Raw genomic sequence first — 17,265 nt, 5'->3', positions numbered from 1 at the left:
CACTTATGCCTGTGACGGTGCGAGTTGGGGCAGTACATCTCGGGTGGGATGTGGTGTCCGTTGCCGCAGGCGGCGGTGGGACACCGATCCGCCCGGTGCAGGTAGAAGGAACGTATACGCCGCCCGCATATTTGCTGGCGGATTCGTCGGGTCGGCTGCATACCGCTGGTGTGGAGCGGCAGCGGCCGGATCTGGGGATGGCGATCGCCGACGTGCGTGACATCCTCGGCCATCCGCAGATCGTGGTCGCCGGTGCGACGTGGCCCGCCGAACTGGTGTTCCGGGCCCGTATGTACAACCCGCTCGCGGCCATCGGCAAATATCTGCGCGGTAAACCGGATCTGGTGGCCCTGCCGTTCCCGGACGGCTGGCCCGATGCGAAGGTCGATGTGTACGTCGATCTGGTCGAGCGGCTCGACGTGACGGTGGAGCCGTTGCCGGAGAGTGTCGCGCTATCCGGATATGTGCGTGCGCTCGGTCTGGTGCGCTCGCCGGATGAGCGCAATCCGCACGGCATCGGCGCGACCGGGGTGTACTCCGATGGGCGGACCATGCTGGTGGTCGCGGTGCACGGCGACGATGAGCAGCCGACCGAATCGGTCGATGTGCCGGTGACCGCCGAGGCCATGCGCGATGCGCGTTCGGCCGACAATGTGGTGATCGAGGTGATGGCCGCCGCGCGCTCGATCGGCGCGGACACCTCGACGGTGCTGCTGTCGGGCAATGTCTGCTTCAACGACGCGTTGCGGCTGGCCTTCCAGAACCACTTGGGGCACCGGTTGCATGTGGCCGATCATCCGATGCATGCGCTGGTGCTCGGTGCCTCGCATCTGCTGGTGACCGATAACGAGAACGGAGAGCCCGAGTCGGCGGGGCGGCATGCCGAGCCGACGCCGCCGCCGGTGTCGCGGGAGCGGCAGGCGGAGTCGGTGCAACAGGTCGAATCGGCCCAGCAGCAGGCACTTTCGGCGCAGCGGCAGGTCGAGGCCGCGCAGGCGTTATCGGCGCAGCGGCAGGCGGAGGTGTTGCAGGGGCGGCCGGATCTGCCGCCGCGGCCGGAGCAGGTGCCGGTTCGTCCGGAACCGAGGTCCGGGCATCCAGAGCCAGCGCAACCGCATGCGCCGGTGGTTCAGTACGGGCCCGGGTATCCGACCGTGCCGCCCGCCGAACCCACGGGTGAGGAGCCGACCACGCGGGTCGGTCGGGAATCCCTACCGCCGAACCTCGCCGAGTTGGGAAGTCGATTCACCCGGCCGCCCGGGCAGTACCCCGACGCCGCGATGGGGCGTCCGCAAGGATCCGCACCCCAGAGCCCGCCGCCGCAAGCGCCGGCGCCTCCGCTCGGACCGCACGGTCCCTATCAACCGCAGCAACATCCTGGTGCCGAGGGCCAGTGGGGCGAGCGGCCACCCGAATCGGATGACGAGGACAAGCCGCGTAAGGGCAAGCGGTGGGGCAAGTTGTTCGGCGCCCAAGCGGTGGCCGGTGCCGCCGCCTTGGCCGCCATGGGCATGCCGTCCGGCGGTGACCGGGTCGAATTGGCCGCCTCGATCGCGCCGGTCTCCTGTCCATTGACCCCGTATGTCACCAATGAGCAGCGTGCGGGCATCGCCGCAGCGCGCGGATTCGACCAGGGCCTGGTCCTGGTACTGGAAGACTCCGGCTACGACGCGGCCGGAGCCGAATGCGCGCAGCCGAGCATCGACGTACCCCGCTATGTCGTGCCCGGTCCGCCCGGCGCCATCGATCACGGTCCGCCGATCGAGATCTGACCGGTTTCATACCGCTCGGGCATGGCTGGTATCGTTGCCCGTTGGCGTGTGGAAGGTACGTCGAGCCCCGGGTCTCCACCGGCCGCCGGGACCTCGCTCGACCGCGCGCCGTGGCTGGCAACACCGACTACAGACAGGGAACCACTGTGCCTACGTACAGCCCCAAGGCGGGTGACGTGACCCGGAAGTGGTACGTCATCGACGCCACTGACGTAGTGCTCGGCCGTCTCGCCGTCCAGGCAGCGAATCTGCTGCGCGGCAAGACCAAGCCGACCTACGCGCCGAACTTCGATGGCGGCGACTTCGTCATCATCATCAACGCCGACAAGGTTGCCATCTCCGGCAACAAGAAGTCGGACAAGCTGATCCACCACCACAGCGGACACCCGGGCGGCCTCAAGTCGCGCACTGTCGGTCAGGTGTTGGAGTCGCGCCCCGATCGTCTCGTGGAGAAGGCCGTCAAGGGCATGATCCCGAAGAACAAGCTCGGCAACGCCATCGCGGGCAAGCTGAAGGTCTACGCGGGCCCGACGCATCCGCACGCCGCCCAGCAGCCCATTCCGTTCGAGATCAAGCAGGTGGCCCAGTGACCGCTCCCGAGGAATACAACGAGGACTACACCGACGACGCGGTCGTCGATGACGCCAACGTCGAGGTCGTCGAGGAGGAGTACGGCTACGAGGCCGAGCCCACCACCTTCGCCCCGATCGTGATCGACCGCCCGGTGCAGACCGTTGGTCGTCGCAAGGAGGCCGTCGTCCGCGTGCGCCTGCTGCCGGGTACCGGCAACTTCGTGCTGAACGGCCGCACCATCGAGGACTACTTCCCGAACAAGGTGCACCAGCAGCTGGTCAAGTCCCCGCTGGTGACCGTCGAGCGGACCGAGTCCTTCGACATCCACGCGCGTCTCGTCGGCGGTGGCCCCTCGGGCCAGGCCGGTGCGCTGCGTCTGGCCATCGCCCGTGCGCTCATCGAGGTCACCCCGGATGACCGTCCCGCCCTGAAGCGGGCCGGATTCCTCACCCGTGACCCGCGCGCCACCGAGCGTAAGAAGTACGGCCTCAAGAAGGCCCGCAAGGCGCCGCAGTACTCGAAGCGCTGATTTTGGCTGCGTCGGCCGCCGTCTTCCGTCACTCTGGAAGTGTTGGAGACGGTACGGTCGGCGGGGCACCTGCACGAGAGCAGGCTCCCAGTATCGCTGGGCGCCTGCTCTCGTGCTGTATGAACTCGAGGCATTCGCGGGGTACTTCCCGGTCGTACAGATCGCTGCCTTCGGGCACGCCGCGGATCCACCGATGATGGGCGAGGGTATGGGACGTTTGTTCGGCACCGACGGAGTCCGCGGGCTTGCCAACGGATCACTGAGTCCGGAACTGGCGCTGCAGGTTTCCGGAGCGGCGGCGCAGATTCTGAGCCGCGGCAAGAAGCGCGCGCTCGCCGTGGTCGGTCGCGATCCGCGCGCCAGCGGCGAAATGCTCGAGGCCGCGGTGACCGCCGGTCTGACCGCCGCGGGTGTGAATGTGCTTTCGGTAGGGGTACTTCCGACACCCGCCGTCGCATATCTGACCGGTCTGTACGACGCCTGCCTCGGCGTCATGATTTCGGCCTCACACAATCCCATGCCGGACAACGGGATCAAGATCTTCGCGGCGGGCGGGCACAAACTCGATGACGCGATCGAGGACCGGATCGAGGCGCTGATCGCCGAGGGCGCGCCGCTGCGTCCGGTCGGCGCCGCCATCGGTCGAGTGGTGAACGCATCCGGTGCCCGGGACCACGGGCTGGTCATACCCGACCAGTACAGCTTGGCAGGAACGCACGAGCGCTACGTCGAGCATCTGGTCGAGGCGACCGGACAGGATTTGTCCGGGCTCACCGTTGTGGTCGACTGCGCGCACGGCGCGGCCGCCGAGGTCGGTCCCGCCGCGTACCGCGAGGCCGGAGCCACGGTGTTCGCGATCAATGCCGAGCCGGACGGCCTGAACATCAACGACGGTTGTGGCTCGACCCATCTCGACCAGATCCAGCGCGCGGTGCGAGAGCACGGCGCGGACCTGGGCATCGCACACGACGGCGACGCCGACCGCACCCTGGCCGTCGACGCCAATGGCGCGATCGTCGACGGCGACGCGATCCTGGCCATCCTCGCGCTGGCCATGCACGAAACCGGTTCGCTCGCCCAGAACACCTTGGTCGCCACCGTGATGAGCAACCTCGGACTGCACATCGCGATGCGCGAAGCCGGAATCACCTTGCGCACCACCGCCGTTGGCGACCGGTACGTCCTCGAGGAACTGCGCCGCGGCGGTTACAACCTCGGCGGCGAACAATCCGGCCACGTGGTGTTCCCCGACTACGGCACCACCGGCGACGGCATCCTCACCGGACTCAAACTCATGGCCCGCATGGCACAAACCCGCCGCACACTGGCCGATCTGGCATCGGTACTCGAGACCGTCCCCCAGGTCCTGGTGAATGTTCCGGTCACCGACAAGGCCGCGGTCGCCGCCGCCCCCGAAATCCAGGAGGCGGTGCAGGAAGCCGAACGAGCTCTCGGCGACTCGGGCCGAATCCTGCTGCGTCCCAGCGGAACCGAACAACTGGTCCGAGTAATGGTCGAGGCCACCGACCCGGTTCAGGCCCAACAACTGGCCGACGACCTGGCCAAGCGCGTCGCCGCGGTGTAGGCCGTTCCGGCGGCCGCCCCGGCACCGCACCCGTTGTGCGAGCTTCAATGTCCGGATGTGAAGCTGTCACGATGTGTGGACCGGTCCTCGCCGTTGTCGGGCGATCCCGAAGCGGCGAGTTGTCCACAGGAAACGGGTTATCCACAGACTTTCTGTTTGCGCTGGTCGGCGCACCGAGGACGAGGCGCTGTTCGCCGATAGTTGGCACATGCGACCAGGTCTGGAAGAAGTGCGCGACAAGCAATTCGGAGTGTTCGCCTCGTGGCAGGTGCTATGCGAATACACCCGCGCAGAGATGCGCGCACTCCTCGACCAAGGCGAATGGGTCCGGGTCTTCCGCGGCGTCTTCCGCGAGGCCACTACCGCACCTTCGGCCCACTTGCGCGTAGAGGCGGCCCGCCTATCGATGGGCGTGCCTTCCCTCGCCGCCGCCTACCACACTGCCGCCGAACTCCACGGCTTCGCGGTCCAGCACAACCACCCCACCCACGTCCTTGGTCAACAGGATTCCCGCATCGGCCGCCTCATCATCCACCGCGACCATGTGGACAAAGCCGAACTCGAACTGATCCGCGGCACCGTCACCACCAACGCCGCCCGAACCACAATCGACGTAGCACGAACCGCCAGCCGACCGGATGCCCTGGCGACCCTGAACGCCGCTCTGCGCCGGGGTGTCCCGCGTGCCGCGCTGACCCTCGAACTGCAACGCCACCACAGACGCCGTGGACACACCCAAGCCGCCGAACTCTTGGAACTTGCCCGAGCACGCCCTGAGCCACCCTGTGCACCCGCCCGCACTGCCCCAACACAGGTCTCCCAAGTTTCGTCAGGGTGGCTGGCTCGGAGTGATGGTGGTGCTCAATTCGACGTGCCGGGCGCCAGCGAGCCCGACCGAGGAGCCGGTGGTGCCGGTCTGGCGCACCATCAGTGGCTGAGACGGCTTTCGGGCTCTTCAACGGATTGCCCGGCGCAGGGGCCAGCTAGCTTTCGGTGAGGTGGCCGTTATTCATGTGCCAGCGGCGGGTTGCGGTGACCGAGTCGAGCATGCGGCGGTCGTGGGTTACCAGAAGCATTGTGCCCTCGAAGGATTCGATGGCCTGCTCGAGTTGTTCGATGGCGGGCAGGTCGAGGTGGTTGGTCGGCTCGTCGAGGACGAGCAGGTTTACGCCGCGGGCTTGGAGGAGGGCGAGGGCGGCGCGGGTGCGTTCGCCAGGGGACAGGGTTTCGCACGGACGCAGGACGTGTGGGCCGCGCAGGCCGAATTTGGCCAGCAGGGTGCGGACATCGGCATCGGGCCAGTCGGGCATTTCGGTGCTGAAAGTGTCGGCGAGGGCGGCACTTCCGCGGAACAGGCCGCGGGCCTGGTCGACCTCGCCGATTTCGACGCCGGAGCCGAGTGCGGCAGTTCCATTGTCCGGCTGGATCTTTCCGAGCAGCAGCGCGAGCAGCGTGGACTTTCCCGAACCATTGACTCCGGTAAGCACGATACGGTCGGCCCAGTCGATCTGAGTGGTGATCGGGCCGAGGACGAATTCTCCTCGGGTGACGGTGGCATTGGACAGGGTGGCGACCACCGAACCGCTGCGCGGGGCGGCGGCGATGCTCATGCGCAGCTCCCATTCCTTGCGCGGCTCGTCGACCACCTCCAGGCGTTCGATGCGCCGCTGGGTCTGGCGGGCCTTGGCGGCCTGCTTCTCGGTGGATTCCGCGCGCATCTTGCGACCCGCCTTATCGGAATCGATCTTCTTGGGGTCGCGCGCCTTTCGGCGAGCATTGCGAACCCCGTGCTCGAGCCAGTTGCGTTGCATCTGGGCGCGGGCTTCGAGTCCGGCCTTGGTGTCGGCGTACTCCGCATAGGCCTCGCGGGCATGCTCGCGGGCGATCTCCCGCTCCATCAGGTACGACTCGTAGCCGCCGTCGTAGATCCCCACCTGCTGTTGCGCGAGATCGAGTTCGACGATGCGGTTTACCGTGCGCGCCAGGAACTCTCGGTCATGACTGATCACCATCAGCGGTACCCGAACGCCGGTCACGAACTGTTCGAGCCGGGCGAGGCCGTCCAGATCGAGGTCATTGGTCGGCTCATCGAGCAGCAGAATGTCGAAGCGGGACAACAGCACCGATGCGAGTCCGGCCCGTGCCGCCTGACCGCCGGAGAGTCCGATCATCGGTGTATTGAGGCCGTTCGGAAGGCCTTCCGTGAGACCGAGATCCGCCGCGACCTCCTGGGCCCGCTGGTCCAGATCGGCACCGCCGAGTGCGAGCCAGCGCTCGAGGGCTGGCGAATATTCGTCCTCGCCGCCATCTGCCAAACGCTCGGCCGCGGCGTCCATGATCCGCTGCGCGTCGGCCACACCCGTACGGCGGCCGAGGAATTCGAGCACCGTCTCCCCGGGGACCCGCTCGGGCTCCTGTGCCAGGTATCCGACGGTGGCGTCGGGTGGTGACAAGGTGATGCTGCCGGTAGGCGTGGATCGGTTCGCGAGCATACGCAGCAGCGTCGACTTGCCCGCGCCGTTCATGCCGACCAGGCCGATCACATCACCCGCGGCGAGGGTGAAGTCCAGGTCGTCGAACAGGGTTCGTTCGCCGTGGCCCGCGGACAGTCCGCGGGCGTGCAGAGTGGTGCTCACCCGCACGAGTCTGCCGTGTTCGCCCAGCGCGTCCGCAGCGGGCCGGGTCATCGTGGGCTCGGGGTCACACCCTGAGTTCCGACCTGCGGAAATCAGGGTCGGGATAGGTCATGCGACCGATGTGGGCCGCGGCTTTCCTCGGCAGAGTTGATGTCGTACCGAATATCACCAGAGAGGGAACGCCATGACCGCCCCCGCCCCCACCCGCCGCCTGAGCCGCTCCAACAACGACAAGTGGATCGCCGGTGTCTGCGGTGGCATCGCCGAATACTTCGGCTGGAACGCCAACGTTGTTCGCCTGCTCTTCGTCCTGTCCTGCCTGCTCCCCGGCCCGCAGTTCATCGTGTATCTGGTGCTGTGGCTGATCATTCCGAAAAAGTGATCGTCCCCAACAAATAGGGCAGCGGCTGCGCCCGGGACTCGCGGATGACACTATGGACCGGTACCCACCGATCGACCGCCGTGTCGCCCACGCGAGTCCCGACCAGGAGGAGTCATGATCACCTCAGGTGAATTCCCGGGCATGGATCTACCCGGCATCGACGCATCCTCTGCCCTGGACGGCCTCGGCGAAGTCGAACTGCACCACCCCACCCAGGACATCGACGGCGACGGCACCCTCGACACCATCACCACAACCGGCCCCGAGGCCATGCAGGTGTGGACCGACTGGGACCACGACGGCATCGCCGACCAGGTGACCGTGGTGGAGAAGGACGGCGACTACTCCGCATGGGAGTTCCACCGGCATCCCGATGGGTCGTCGGAGTGGGTGCGGACCGATAAGGGGAAGATCGGCAACTAACCGCTGATCTGGTCCGCGCATCAAACTGCTTGCAGCACTGGGGATCACTACGTTCCCAGTGCTGCGACTGCCCGGGTGGACCCGTCGTCGGTCTATGTCTCGACGACGCTACCGACCCCCAATTACACTGTCCGACAACGGCCCCACACCTCCGACCCTTCGTGGGTACCGTCGGCCGCAGGCTGCACTGATCCGCGCGACAGACGTGCGGATCAGTGGAACCTGCGGATCTGATCGACGCGGTGAGACCCGCTCGCCGGGCTGATGGTCGGTTGTAGCCGATAGACCCACCCAGTAGATTCCTGCTGATACGACCTGGGCAATCAATCCGATGGAACCGAACCCGACGCGGGCGCGTCCATAGAGATATGACAGCACCCTGTTGTGGCATTGGATTGCAGCTGGGGTGGGGACGACCGCGAAGTAGTTGGGATGGAGGGTTCTCGTGGCCAGTGGGCAGGTAACGGTAGATCCAACCGCGCTGCAGAAGCTCGGCAACAACCTGAAGACTTCGGCGGCCAATGTCGGCGGCAAGACCGCCGATGTTCAGGGCTGGAAGTTCGGTCCCGCCCAAGCGGGCAGAGACTACGCGGCCGAGGGCAAGAAGGTCGGCGACGCCCTGGGGCGTATCGGAACTTGGCTCAGGAACTGGCAGACGGCAGTCGATAAAATGGGGACCCAAGCCAGTACGAGTGCGAATGCCTACGCGACCGTCGATGATGCAAATGTCAAGAAAATTACAGCGGCGGGGGTGGATCTGTGATGCTGGAACTTCGTGAAATTTCCCGGCAGATTGATGTATTTGGAATGTGCGGGGTGAGCTAATGGCTGATAACGCATCGTCTGCGTACACCGCCTCGGCGAATGCAACCGTCAAGGAGATGCTGGACGGTGGCGCTCCCGGGCTGCAGTATTTCGAACACTATCTGCCGAGATATGTGAAGGTATTTGCGTATTTCGGATACGGTAAGCGCGAGCTGTGCGGTAATGAAGAGTATACGAAGCTGTGTGCGAAATATGATACCGAGCGGGATATGGACCTCGGGCAGCTCGACAATATTTCTACTACCCTCGAGAAGATCGTCAGTTCGCTCAGTGAGGAGCTGAATACGCAGCGTCGGCAGCGGTCGGCGCTGTCCACGGTGTGGCAGGGTCAGGCGGGAGACGCGGCCCTGAACATGCTGGACGCCCAGGTCAAGAGGGCTGAGACCGATTATGATCATGTCACCGGAATCTCGTTGACGCTGAAGTCGACCACTGCTGGCCTGCGAAGTATCGTCAAGGCAAAGGCGGAAACGGTTGACAAATACTGGAACAGGTCGCAGGCGGATATTCCGGACGGGAACGGTCTCAGTAGGAAAGAAATTGATTCGCTGATCGATTACGGCTGCCTTCAGCCTGATTCCGAGATCGGCGAGGATGCCAAGAAGTGGTTGAAGGAGACCTTTGTTCCGCATGTCGAAGGAACTGTGACCAAATTCGAGGAGCTGTGCAAAAGTACCGAGGATAATATTCGCCGACTGTACGGCGACCTCGAGAAGGCGCTCAACACACTGGACATCGGGGCGTACCCGATGCCAGCGGATACTACGGTGAAGCCCACCACCAACGATCCGGGGACCAGTCCGTCGGCACCTGGCACTTCGCCGAGCAATCCTGGCACTTCGCCGAGCAACCCTGGCAGCTCGCCGAGCAACCCTGGCAGCTCGCCGAGCAACCCTGGCACTTCGCCGAGCAATCCCGGCAGCTCGCCGACCACTACTACGACGGCGGCCACAACAGCGAGCAGTCTCCTGTCCGGGCTCTCATCCCTGACCTCGGCAGCGTCGCAATTGACGTCCCTGGGTGAATCCGTCGGTCAAGGACTCACATCGCTGGGTACCTCGATCAAGGACGGGGTCGAAAACGCGGTGAAAGAGATCGAGAAGGTTTTCGATACGAACAAGACCGAGGACAAAGATGGCGACGGCAAGCCGGACAGCACGGTCAAAGCCGAGTTCGACCTGGCTGGCAAGCACCTGAAGCTCGAGATCGGCGCCGATGGTCAGCCGAAATTCGTAATGACCGATGCGGATGGCAAGACCCATGAGTACGGGGTGAAGCTGGATGACAAGGGGAATCTGACGGTTTCGACCGACGACCCCAAGGGAGAGGACGACAAGTCCACATCGGGCGACAAGTCCGCCTCGGAATCGACGCCGGAGAAGTCGAGTGGCGAATCTCCCGCGCCTGAAGGGACTCCCTCAGGACAGTCGGGGACTGTTCCTGGGGTCCCGTCATCGGGCAAGCGCGAGGAGGATGGCGAGCATTATCCGGAACCGATGCCGAGCGGCACCCAACCCGGCGAGGCAACCGATAGTGGCGCCAAACTCGCCGAGGCGGGGCCGTTGTGACCATGCTGGCAATCAATCGGGAGGGATGACACCGTGGACTACGCCTACGAAATCGACTGTGTCGTAGAGGAACACCTGCGCGGGGTCCGGCGGCTTCAGCAGGAATACGAGGATATGCGGCAGAGCCTCAGTGGGCACGGCGGAGCCGAGGTGCTCGCCGCAGTCGAACAAGCTCGAGCGGAGTACGCGGAACAGGAGCGTCTCGCGGCAGAGGAGAAGGAGCGGCTCGAGGTCGAGGCGCGGGCAGAGCAAGACCGCGTGGCGGCGGAGGCGCGTGAGCAGCGGGAGGCGATTGCGCGGTCGATCGCGGCTCGAAAGGCGCAGGATGTTGTGATGCCGATCGATGACGAGGGCGATGAGGAGTCGGAGTACTACCGTCGCAAGAGTTGGTTGGTCTGAAGGCGGGCGATGTTGCGGTCTACCCGAAGACGTTGTGCCGCAATAGATCCAGCCGCCTAACCGCCCGGGTTACCAGCGGTCTTCCTCCGCTTCGCGCAGGCGTTGGGTTGTTTGGTCGATCCAATTGGTGAAGTGGGTGGTCAGGGCGGTGGGGGTGGTGGGACGGATGGTTATGTGGGGGCCGCGGAGTTCGGTGTAGCGGCCGTCGTTGGCTATGTCGTGCCACTGGACGGTGGTGCGGGGGGTGGTGAGTCTATTGACGGAGCCGGTGTGTAGGAGGGCGGAGCCGCCGCCGTCGGCTGGGCGGTTCAGCAGGCGTTGGTAGCGCTCGCGAGGGGAGTTGCGGGTGATGCTTTCGAGGTGGCCGTTGGGTCGGCCGTAGATGTCGTCGGGGTGGAAAGTTGCGGCTGGGTGAGTGCCGGGTGAGCAGGGCGGGAGGGAACTGGTCAGTTGGGCGGGGAGGTGGTCCACCGGGAACAGGCGGCAGCGGATGGGGCCGTTGGTGTCGCCGAAGGTGGCTTGGGCCAATGACATTGCGTGGTGGTCGGTGCGTGCGCCGACTATGCGGTAGACGCGGACGCCCCCGTTGGGGTTCTTGTGTTGGGTGGTGCCGCCGAAGATTTGGATGTGGATCGTCGAGGTGGACAGGGTGTGCAGGGCGAGCTCGATCTCTTCGAGTTCGTCGGGGGAGTAGCGCTCGCGCATGGTGACCCGGTGGGCGTCGAAGTCGTCGCGGTAGGCGAAGCGGCTGGTGAAGCGAAGTGGATTGGGGAAGCGGTCGTTCGCGGGGCTGAACCACAGTGCGGCGAAATCGTCCGGTTCCCAAGTCCATTCAGCCATCTAGCGGATCCAATCGATCGTGCGGTGTATATGTGTCCGGTCGGAATACGTATTCCGGTTGCTGCCAGTAGGTTTGTCGGCGATGCGGTGGAGGAGTCCGCTGGCGCTGCCCGAGTTCGAGCCGGAGTTGCCGCGGCCGGTCGCTGCCCCGAGTTGAGTGGGCCCGGTGGCACGCCGATACTCCGGCCGCACGATGTCGCGTACAGCCGGAGCGGATATCAGCGCGATCAGGGGCGTACTGGCGGAGGCGATTCGGGGTTCTCGCCGATCACACCACCTTCGACAGTCCTTGCGATTTCGCCGAGCAGTTCCTCGGTGTTGGCGGCGTTGATGAGGTAGTCCGGTATCTGGTGGGTGCTGTCTTCGTCGGACTTTCCTCGGCCGGCACCGGCACCCATACCACCCATACCCATTCCGCTACGTCCGGTCGTCGAGGTGGATGTAGTGGCCGCGGCCGCAGCGGGATTGGTGGTGGTCGTGCGTGGGGTGCCGGATACGGTGCGGCCAGGGCTCGGCGACGTCGAAGTGGAACTACCCGGGGAGCCCGGCGAGCCCGTCGTGATCGGAGTCGAGCTCGGGGTTGTTGCGGTGCTCGGCGTTGTTGTGGTCGGGATAGTGGGTGTTGTCGTTGTCGGTGTGGTCGACGTCGTGCTGCTCGGGTCGGTCGAGCTCGTGGTGGTATCGGTCGGGTTGGTGTCCGTGGAAGACGGCTCTTCGGTGGTCTTGCCGCCATCGGTCTTCTCAGGACTTTCGCCGCCTGGGGTGGACGGACCGCCGGTTGTACCGGGGCCTCCCGTTCCGCCGGGGCCGGACGAACCCGGCTCGTTGCCACCGGATTTGGTCGGTCCGGAGATATCGAGTGGATTGGTCGGGTCGAGCGCGGTGGGCAGCACGGGGACTCGGCCATCGAATTCGGCGAATTTGTTCACGTAGTTCGTGAGCATGGCATTGCGGGCGCCAGCGGTGGCCTCGTTCTTGGTGGTCTCTTCCTCATGGGCGCGGGGCGGCCAGACATTTGCGGTCCAAGAGTGGTGGTTGGCTTCCGGAATTCCATTGGCGACCGCGCGGACTCCCTCGGCGGCGGACTGCATGTCGTTGGACATCTGCGTGATCAGTGGAGTCAGTTGGTGGGCGTCGGTGACATATCGGTTGATCGCATCCTTGGCCTTGTCGGCGGCCGAACCTTCCCATGCCTCGGCGATGGAGCCCTGGACGGAACGGGCGAAAGTCTCTAGGCCCTGGTCCCATTGGGTGGCGACGTTGGAGTACGTCATAGCCGCGTCGTGAGATGGTTTGGGATCCAGCGGTTTGAACGCGTCCTCGATTTCGCCACGGTCCCAATGGAATACGTTTTCCCCCTTCGGGGGGATCTGGGTGGACTCATTGCCGGACAACGGATCGCCCCTTTCTTACAGACCTGGCCAGGAGAAGATTTTCGGCGTGGCCGGATTCTGCTGAGGCAGGTTCGTTTCCAGGTCCTTGTATTCGGCCGCCGCCCTTCAAGACCCACACCCCGACAACACAACGACACCAACCGTGAACGCGGCACCAACCACGAGCTTCCCCCTGCTGACCATCTGGTCCTCCCCGTCGCCGGATGTCGATGACATCGAACAGGGCTGGACCGGCTCCCCGCCCCCTTTTTTCAGCTGGATCGACCGTACCGAGCGGCCGATCACCGTGCAAGCGGTCCGCGAGCGAGTCCGCACAGGTCGTCCACGGTCGACAAATGCCGTCGCCCGACCCGGACAACCGAGCGAACAACTGCGAAACCCACACGGCCCGTTGACAGTCCGCAGCCACCGACTTACCGTTAAAACGGAATCGGATTCCGGTTCATCATTCCCGACCGATAGGCCACCCATGACCACCCACTGGACCCTCCCGCGCATCCTCGTCGGCGCCGTCCTCCTCAACACCCTCATCGGCCCCCTCCTCGCCGACCTGGTCATCCCCGATATCGCCGACCTCCACCTGCACAACCCGGCCTGGCCCCCACACGCCAAATTCCATGACGCCCAATACATCGGCATGGGCGTACTGATCGGCGCGATCGGCCTGGTCGTCCTGTGGCAGCGCACCGGAAACCTCCGCAACCAGTTCTTCCTGTCCGCCGCACTCGGATCCGTCACCTGGCTCGCCATGTACGGCGCGCTGCTCTTCCCGGGCACCGCCGCGCAGGATCCCGAGCATGCGGCCGACGCGACCAAGGTCATCGGAATGGATCCGCAACTTTTCATCGCCTTGGTGATGCTCATCTTCTTGACGGTCGCGATCGTGGTCGAACGCACCCGCGCACCGATCCCGAGCCCGGTCTAACCTACGACCGGTCAGCAGACAGGGAGATCGATGACCGACCCGAACACCCGCAAGCTCCGCACCGATGCTGCCCGCAACCGCGACCACGTGCTCGCAACCGCGACGGCGCTGTTCACCGAACGCGGTGACGAGGTGCAGATGGCCGATGTGGCGCGCGCCGCCGGGGTCGGGGTCGGCACCGTCTACCGCCATTTCCCGACCCGTCGTGCCTTGATCGAGGCGGCCGCGGAACAGCGCTTCGCCGGAATTCTCGAGTACGTGCGACGGACCTGCCTCCCGAATCCGGATACCAGGCAGGCGCTGGCAGGCTTCCTCGGCCATGTCGCCGAAGTGCATGAGCAGGGGCGTGTGCTGTCGGGCACCATCGAATCGGTGCTCGGTGATACCGAACCGCGCGGTACGGTGCGCGACGATCTGGCCGAACTCGGTGCGGAACTACTGGCCAGAGGCCGGGCCGACGGCAGCATTCGCGCGGATGCCACCGTCGCCGACCTCTATATGCTCGTCGGCGCGGTCGCCACGATCAGCCGCGACGGGTTCGGCGATTGGCGGCGGTTCATCGAACTCGCGCTCGATGGACTACGTCCCTGACCACCAGCGCGCTATTTGCGCAATAGCTGCGCGATTTGCAGGACCGAGAGCTTCGGCTTCTCCTGCTCGGGTGGCGCTTCCGGATCGACCACCGTGGTGTGCGGGATGTGTGCCTCGGGATCGGAGAACGCCGCATATGTCTTGTCGCGCAACAGTTTGTGCAGGAGATAGCCGGTCAAGATGGCCCGGGTAGTCCGGGTGGTCTTGGCTTCATGCTTTCCGGCACCCAATGCCGCGAGCGCCCGACGCCCTTCGACAATGCCGTTGTGCGACGCCCCGTCGACCTCCCGCAGCACCACCGATCCGGCCCACGCCGCGGCCAACGGGATCGCATTCGAGCTGACCGATTCGATATCGGTGGCCCCTGCCAGCACCAATGCGGGCGCATCGATATCGGGCGCGATGGTCTCGGCGGACGGCGCGGTCGGCGCGGGGTAGAGCGCGGCAACCGCGGCGACGCGGCGTTGTCCGGCGGCGATGACCGCCGCACCCGCGCCCATCCCGTGACCGGCCAGGGCCAGGCGTTCCGGATGCACGCTGATCGCACCGTCACCCAACCGGACGCCGGTGCAGATATCCAGAGTGGTGAGCAGATCGGTGGCCAGCCCGAGATGTGACGGAATCGGCCCGCGCTCGGTATCGGGGGCCGCGACCACAAAACCCCAGGACGCCAGGTGTTCGAGGGTGGTGCGATAGTTGGCGGTGCTGGTCAGCCAGCCGTGGCCGAACGCGACCGCGGGCAGATTCAGTCCGGACTCCGGGGTGAACACCACGCCGGGCTGACCGGCGATGGCGAGATTGCCGCGCAGTACGCGGTGGGGCCCCCGGCTGGTCAGGGTGCTCAGAAGTGATTTCACAGACGCCGACACGACGTGAACGTTATCCGATAAGTACTCTGGTGAGCCATGTGCGGAATCGTGGGGTACGTCGGATACCGGGACGCCCTCGGCGTTGTCGTTGACGCTTTGCGCCGCATGGAATATCGCGGGTACGACTCCGCGGGCGTCGCGATCCTGGATGGCGCGGGCGTGTTGGCGGTGGAACGCAAGGCGGGCAAACTGGCCAATCTCGAGGCCGAACTCGCCGAAGTCGGGACCGACCACTTCGCGGGCACCACCGGTATGGGACATACCCGCTGGGCTACCCACGGCGCGCCGACCGACCGCAACGCCCATCCGCACCGCGACACCACCAACAAGGTGGCCGTGGTGCACAACGGCATCATCGAGAACTTCGCCCCGCTGCGCCGGGAACTCGAGGACGCCGGGGTGGAGCTGGGCAGCGATACCGATACCGAGGTCGCCGTGCACCTGGTGGCGCGCGCGTATGCCGAGGGGCCGACCGCCGGTGATTTCACCGCGAGCGCGCTGGCCGTGCTGCGTCGGCTCGAAGGCGCTTTCACCCTGGTCTTCGCCCATGCCGACCACCCGGATGTCATTGTCGCCGCGCGCCGTTCGACGCCGTTGGTCGTCGGTGTCGGCAAGGGCGAGATGTTCATCGCCTCCGATGTCACCGCATTCATCGAGCACACCCGCGAGGCCGTCGAACTCGGCCAGGACCAAGCGGTCGTGATTACCGCCGACAGCTATACGGTCACCGATTTCGCGGGCAACGACGCGCTGGCGCGGACCCGCCCGTTCACCATCGACTGGGATCTGGCCGCCGCCGAGAAGGGCGGCCACGACTTCTTCATGCTGAAGGAGATCGAGGAGCAGCCAGCCGGTGTCGCCGACACACTGATCGGGCACTTCACCCACGATGCGGCCGGTGGCCGGATCGTGCTGGACGAGCAGCGTCTCGCCGATCAGGAACTGCGCGACTTCGACAAGGTATTCGTCGTCGCCTGCGGCAGCTCGTATCACGCCGGACTGCTGGCCAAGTACGCGATCGAGCACTGGACCCGGCTGCCCGTCGAGGTGGAGCTGGCCAGCGAATTCCGTTACCGCGATCCGGTGCTGGACCGTTCGACGCTGGTTGTGGCCATCTCGCAGTCGGGCGAGACCGCGGACACACTCGAGGCGGTGCGACACGCGAAGGAGCAGAAGGCGCGCGTGCTCGCCATCTGCAATACCAACGGCGCACAGATTCCGCGCGAGTCCGATGCGGTGCTCTACACCAGGACCGGACCGGAGATCGGCGTCGCGTCAACCAAGGCGTTCCTCGCGCAGGTGGCGGCGAACTATCTGGTCGGACTGGCCTTGGCGCAGGCCCGGGGCACCAAGTATCCGGACGAGGTGGCGCGCGAATTCGCCGAACTCGAGGCGATGCCGCAGCTGGTGCAGCAGGTGCTGGAGACCGCACCGCAGGTGCGTGCCATCGCCCGCGAACTGGCGCACGTGCCGACCGTGCTGTTCCTGGGTCGCCACGTCGGCTACCCGGTGGCCTTGGAAGGTGCGCTCAAGCTCAAGGAGCTCGCCTACATGCACGCCGAGGGATTCGCGGCGGGTGAGCTCAAGCACGGTCCGATCGCGCTGATCGAGGAGGGGCTGCCGGTCATTGTGGTCATGCCCTCGCCCAAGGGTCGAGCGGTGCTGCACTCCAAGCTGCTGAGCAATATCCGCGAGATCCAGGCCCGCGGCGCCCGCACCATCGTGATCGCCGAAGAGGGCGATGACACGGTGCGTCCATTCGCCGACGATCTCATCGAAATCCCTTCGGCGCCAACGCTGTTCCAGCCGCTGCTGTCCACCGTGCCGCTGCAGATCTTCGCGGCGGAAGTGGCGCAGGCTCGCGGCTATGACATCGATAAGCCGCGCAACCTGGCCAAATCCGTCACGGTCGAATAGCGGTTCGCTGCTCAGCGCTGAAGACCACACGGCCCCA

At 65.5% G+C, this 17,265-nt stretch carries 17 protein-coding genes; 12 read left to right on the top strand and 5 right to left on the bottom strand.

Going from position 1 to position 17,265, the window contains the following annotated elements; all coding sequences use genetic code 11:
• Positions 1–5: 5 nt before the first annotated feature.
• The 4 genes from ABZ293_RS28135 (at position 6) to glmM (ending at position 4,459) form a co-directional block, all read left to right on the top strand.
• Positions 6–1,772: a hypothetical protein gene (locus ABZ293_RS28135; protein ID WP_355185455.1), complete on the top strand. Its 1,767-nt coding sequence runs from the start codon at positions 6–8 to the stop codon at positions 1,770–1,772.
• A 146-nt stretch (positions 1,773–1,918) separates the two neighbouring features.
• Positions 1,919–2,362 (top strand): 50S ribosomal protein L13, encoded by a 444-nt coding sequence (gene rplM, locus ABZ293_RS28130; protein ID WP_354951732.1) that lies wholly within the window; start codon positions 1,919–1,921, stop codon positions 2,360–2,362.
• Positions 2,359–2,874 carry a 30S ribosomal protein S9 gene (rpsI, locus tag ABZ293_RS28125; protein WP_355185453.1) on the top strand — a complete coding sequence of 172 codons (516 nt, stop codon included), beginning with the start codon at positions 2,359–2,361 and terminating at the stop codon, positions 2,872–2,874. Before rplM ends, rpsI begins: the two co-directional genes overlap by 4 nt.
• Positions 2,875–3,082: 208 nt before the next feature.
• Positions 3,083–4,459 carry a phosphoglucosamine mutase gene (gene glmM, locus ABZ293_RS28120; RefSeq protein WP_355185526.1) on the top strand — a complete coding sequence of 459 codons (1,377 nt, stop codon included), beginning with the start codon at positions 3,083–3,085 and terminating at the stop codon, positions 4,457–4,459.
• 400 nt (positions 4,460–4,859) lie between these two features.
• On the opposite strand, the gene ABZ293_RS28115 is transcribed toward glmM, so the two are convergent.
• Positions 4,860–5,174 (bottom strand): hypothetical protein, encoded by a 315-nt coding sequence (locus ABZ293_RS28115; protein WP_355185451.1) that lies wholly within the window; start codon positions 5,172–5,174, stop codon positions 4,860–4,862.
• 268 nt (positions 5,175–5,442) lie between these two features.
• Complete coding sequence (locus ABZ293_RS28110) at positions 5,443–7,095, bottom strand: ABC-F family ATP-binding cassette domain-containing protein (RefSeq protein ID WP_355185449.1); 1,653 nt, start codon at positions 7,093–7,095, stop codon at positions 5,443–5,445.
• A 184-nt stretch (positions 7,096–7,279) separates the two neighbouring features.
• On the opposite strand from ABZ293_RS28110, the gene ABZ293_RS28105 reads away from it, so the two are divergent.
• The 5 genes from ABZ293_RS28105 (at position 7,280) to ABZ293_RS28085 (ending at position 10,692) form a co-directional block, all read left to right on the top strand.
• On the top strand, positions 7,280–7,477 hold the full coding sequence (locus ABZ293_RS28105; protein ID WP_354951724.1) for a PspC domain-containing protein: 198 nt from the start codon (positions 7,280–7,282) through the stop codon (positions 7,475–7,477).
• A gap of 114 nt (positions 7,478–7,591) precedes the next feature.
• On the top strand, positions 7,592–7,900 hold the full coding sequence (locus tag ABZ293_RS28100; protein ID WP_355185447.1) for a DUF6802 family protein: 309 nt from the start codon (positions 7,592–7,594) through the stop codon (positions 7,898–7,900).
• Positions 7,901–8,345: 445 nt separating this feature from the next.
• Positions 8,346–8,663 (top strand): hypothetical protein, encoded by a 318-nt coding sequence (locus ABZ293_RS28095; RefSeq protein WP_355185445.1) that lies wholly within the window; start codon positions 8,346–8,348, stop codon positions 8,661–8,663.
• Positions 8,664–8,724: 61 nt separating this feature from the next.
• Positions 8,725–10,293 (top strand): hypothetical protein, encoded by a 1,569-nt coding sequence (locus ABZ293_RS28090; protein ID WP_355185443.1) that lies wholly within the window; start codon positions 8,725–8,727, stop codon positions 10,291–10,293.
• A gap of 33 nt (positions 10,294–10,326) precedes the next feature.
• Positions 10,327–10,692, top strand: a complete 366-nt coding sequence (locus tag ABZ293_RS28085) for a hypothetical protein (RefSeq protein ID WP_355185441.1) — start codon at positions 10,327–10,329, stop codon at positions 10,690–10,692.
• Positions 10,693–10,761: 69 nt separating this feature from the next.
• On the opposite strand, the gene ABZ293_RS28080 is transcribed toward ABZ293_RS28085, so the two are convergent.
• Both ABZ293_RS28080 and ABZ293_RS28075 read right to left on the bottom strand, forming a co-directional pair.
• Entirely contained in the window at positions 10,762–11,532 is a 771-nt protein-coding gene (locus tag ABZ293_RS28080; protein WP_355185439.1) for an ESX secretion-associated protein EspG, read from the bottom strand.
• 227 nt (positions 11,533–11,759) lie between these two features.
• Complete coding sequence (locus ABZ293_RS28075) at positions 11,760–12,926, bottom strand: hypothetical protein (protein WP_355185437.1); 1,167 nt, start codon at positions 12,924–12,926, stop codon at positions 11,760–11,762.
• A 469-nt stretch (positions 12,927–13,395) separates the two neighbouring features.
• Here ABZ293_RS28075 and ABZ293_RS28070 point away from each other — a divergent pair, with 469 nt between their 5' ends.
• Entirely contained in the window at positions 13,396–13,851 is a 456-nt protein-coding gene (locus ABZ293_RS28070; RefSeq protein WP_354951710.1) for a DUF6640 family protein, read from the top strand.
• A gap of 30 nt (positions 13,852–13,881) precedes the next feature.
• Positions 13,882–14,442: a helix-turn-helix domain-containing protein gene (locus tag ABZ293_RS28065; protein WP_355185435.1), complete on the top strand. Its 561-nt coding sequence runs from the start codon at positions 13,882–13,884 to the stop codon at positions 14,440–14,442.
• Between the two features lie 11 nt (positions 14,443–14,453).
• On the opposite strand, the gene ABZ293_RS28060 is transcribed toward ABZ293_RS28065, so the two are convergent.
• Complete coding sequence (locus ABZ293_RS28060; protein ID WP_355185433.1) at positions 14,454–15,311, bottom strand: dienelactone hydrolase family protein; 858 nt, start codon at positions 15,309–15,311, stop codon at positions 14,454–14,456.
• Positions 15,312–15,347: 36 nt separating this feature from the next.
• Here ABZ293_RS28060 and glmS point away from each other — a divergent pair, with 36 nt between their 5' ends.
• Positions 15,348–17,228: a glutamine--fructose-6-phosphate transaminase (isomerizing) gene (glmS, locus tag ABZ293_RS28055; RefSeq protein ID WP_355185431.1), complete on the top strand. Its 1,881-nt coding sequence runs from the start codon at positions 15,348–15,350 to the stop codon at positions 17,226–17,228.
• Positions 17,229–17,265 lie beyond the last annotated feature (37 nt).

This window comes from Nocardia sp. NPDC005998 (genome assembly GCF_040614395.1).
Classification (GTDB): domain Bacteria; phylum Actinomycetota; class Actinomycetes; order Mycobacteriales; family Mycobacteriaceae; genus Nocardia.
The sequence above is the reverse complement of the archived record's forward strand: the minus strand, read 5'-3'. Positions and strand labels throughout refer to the sequence as shown.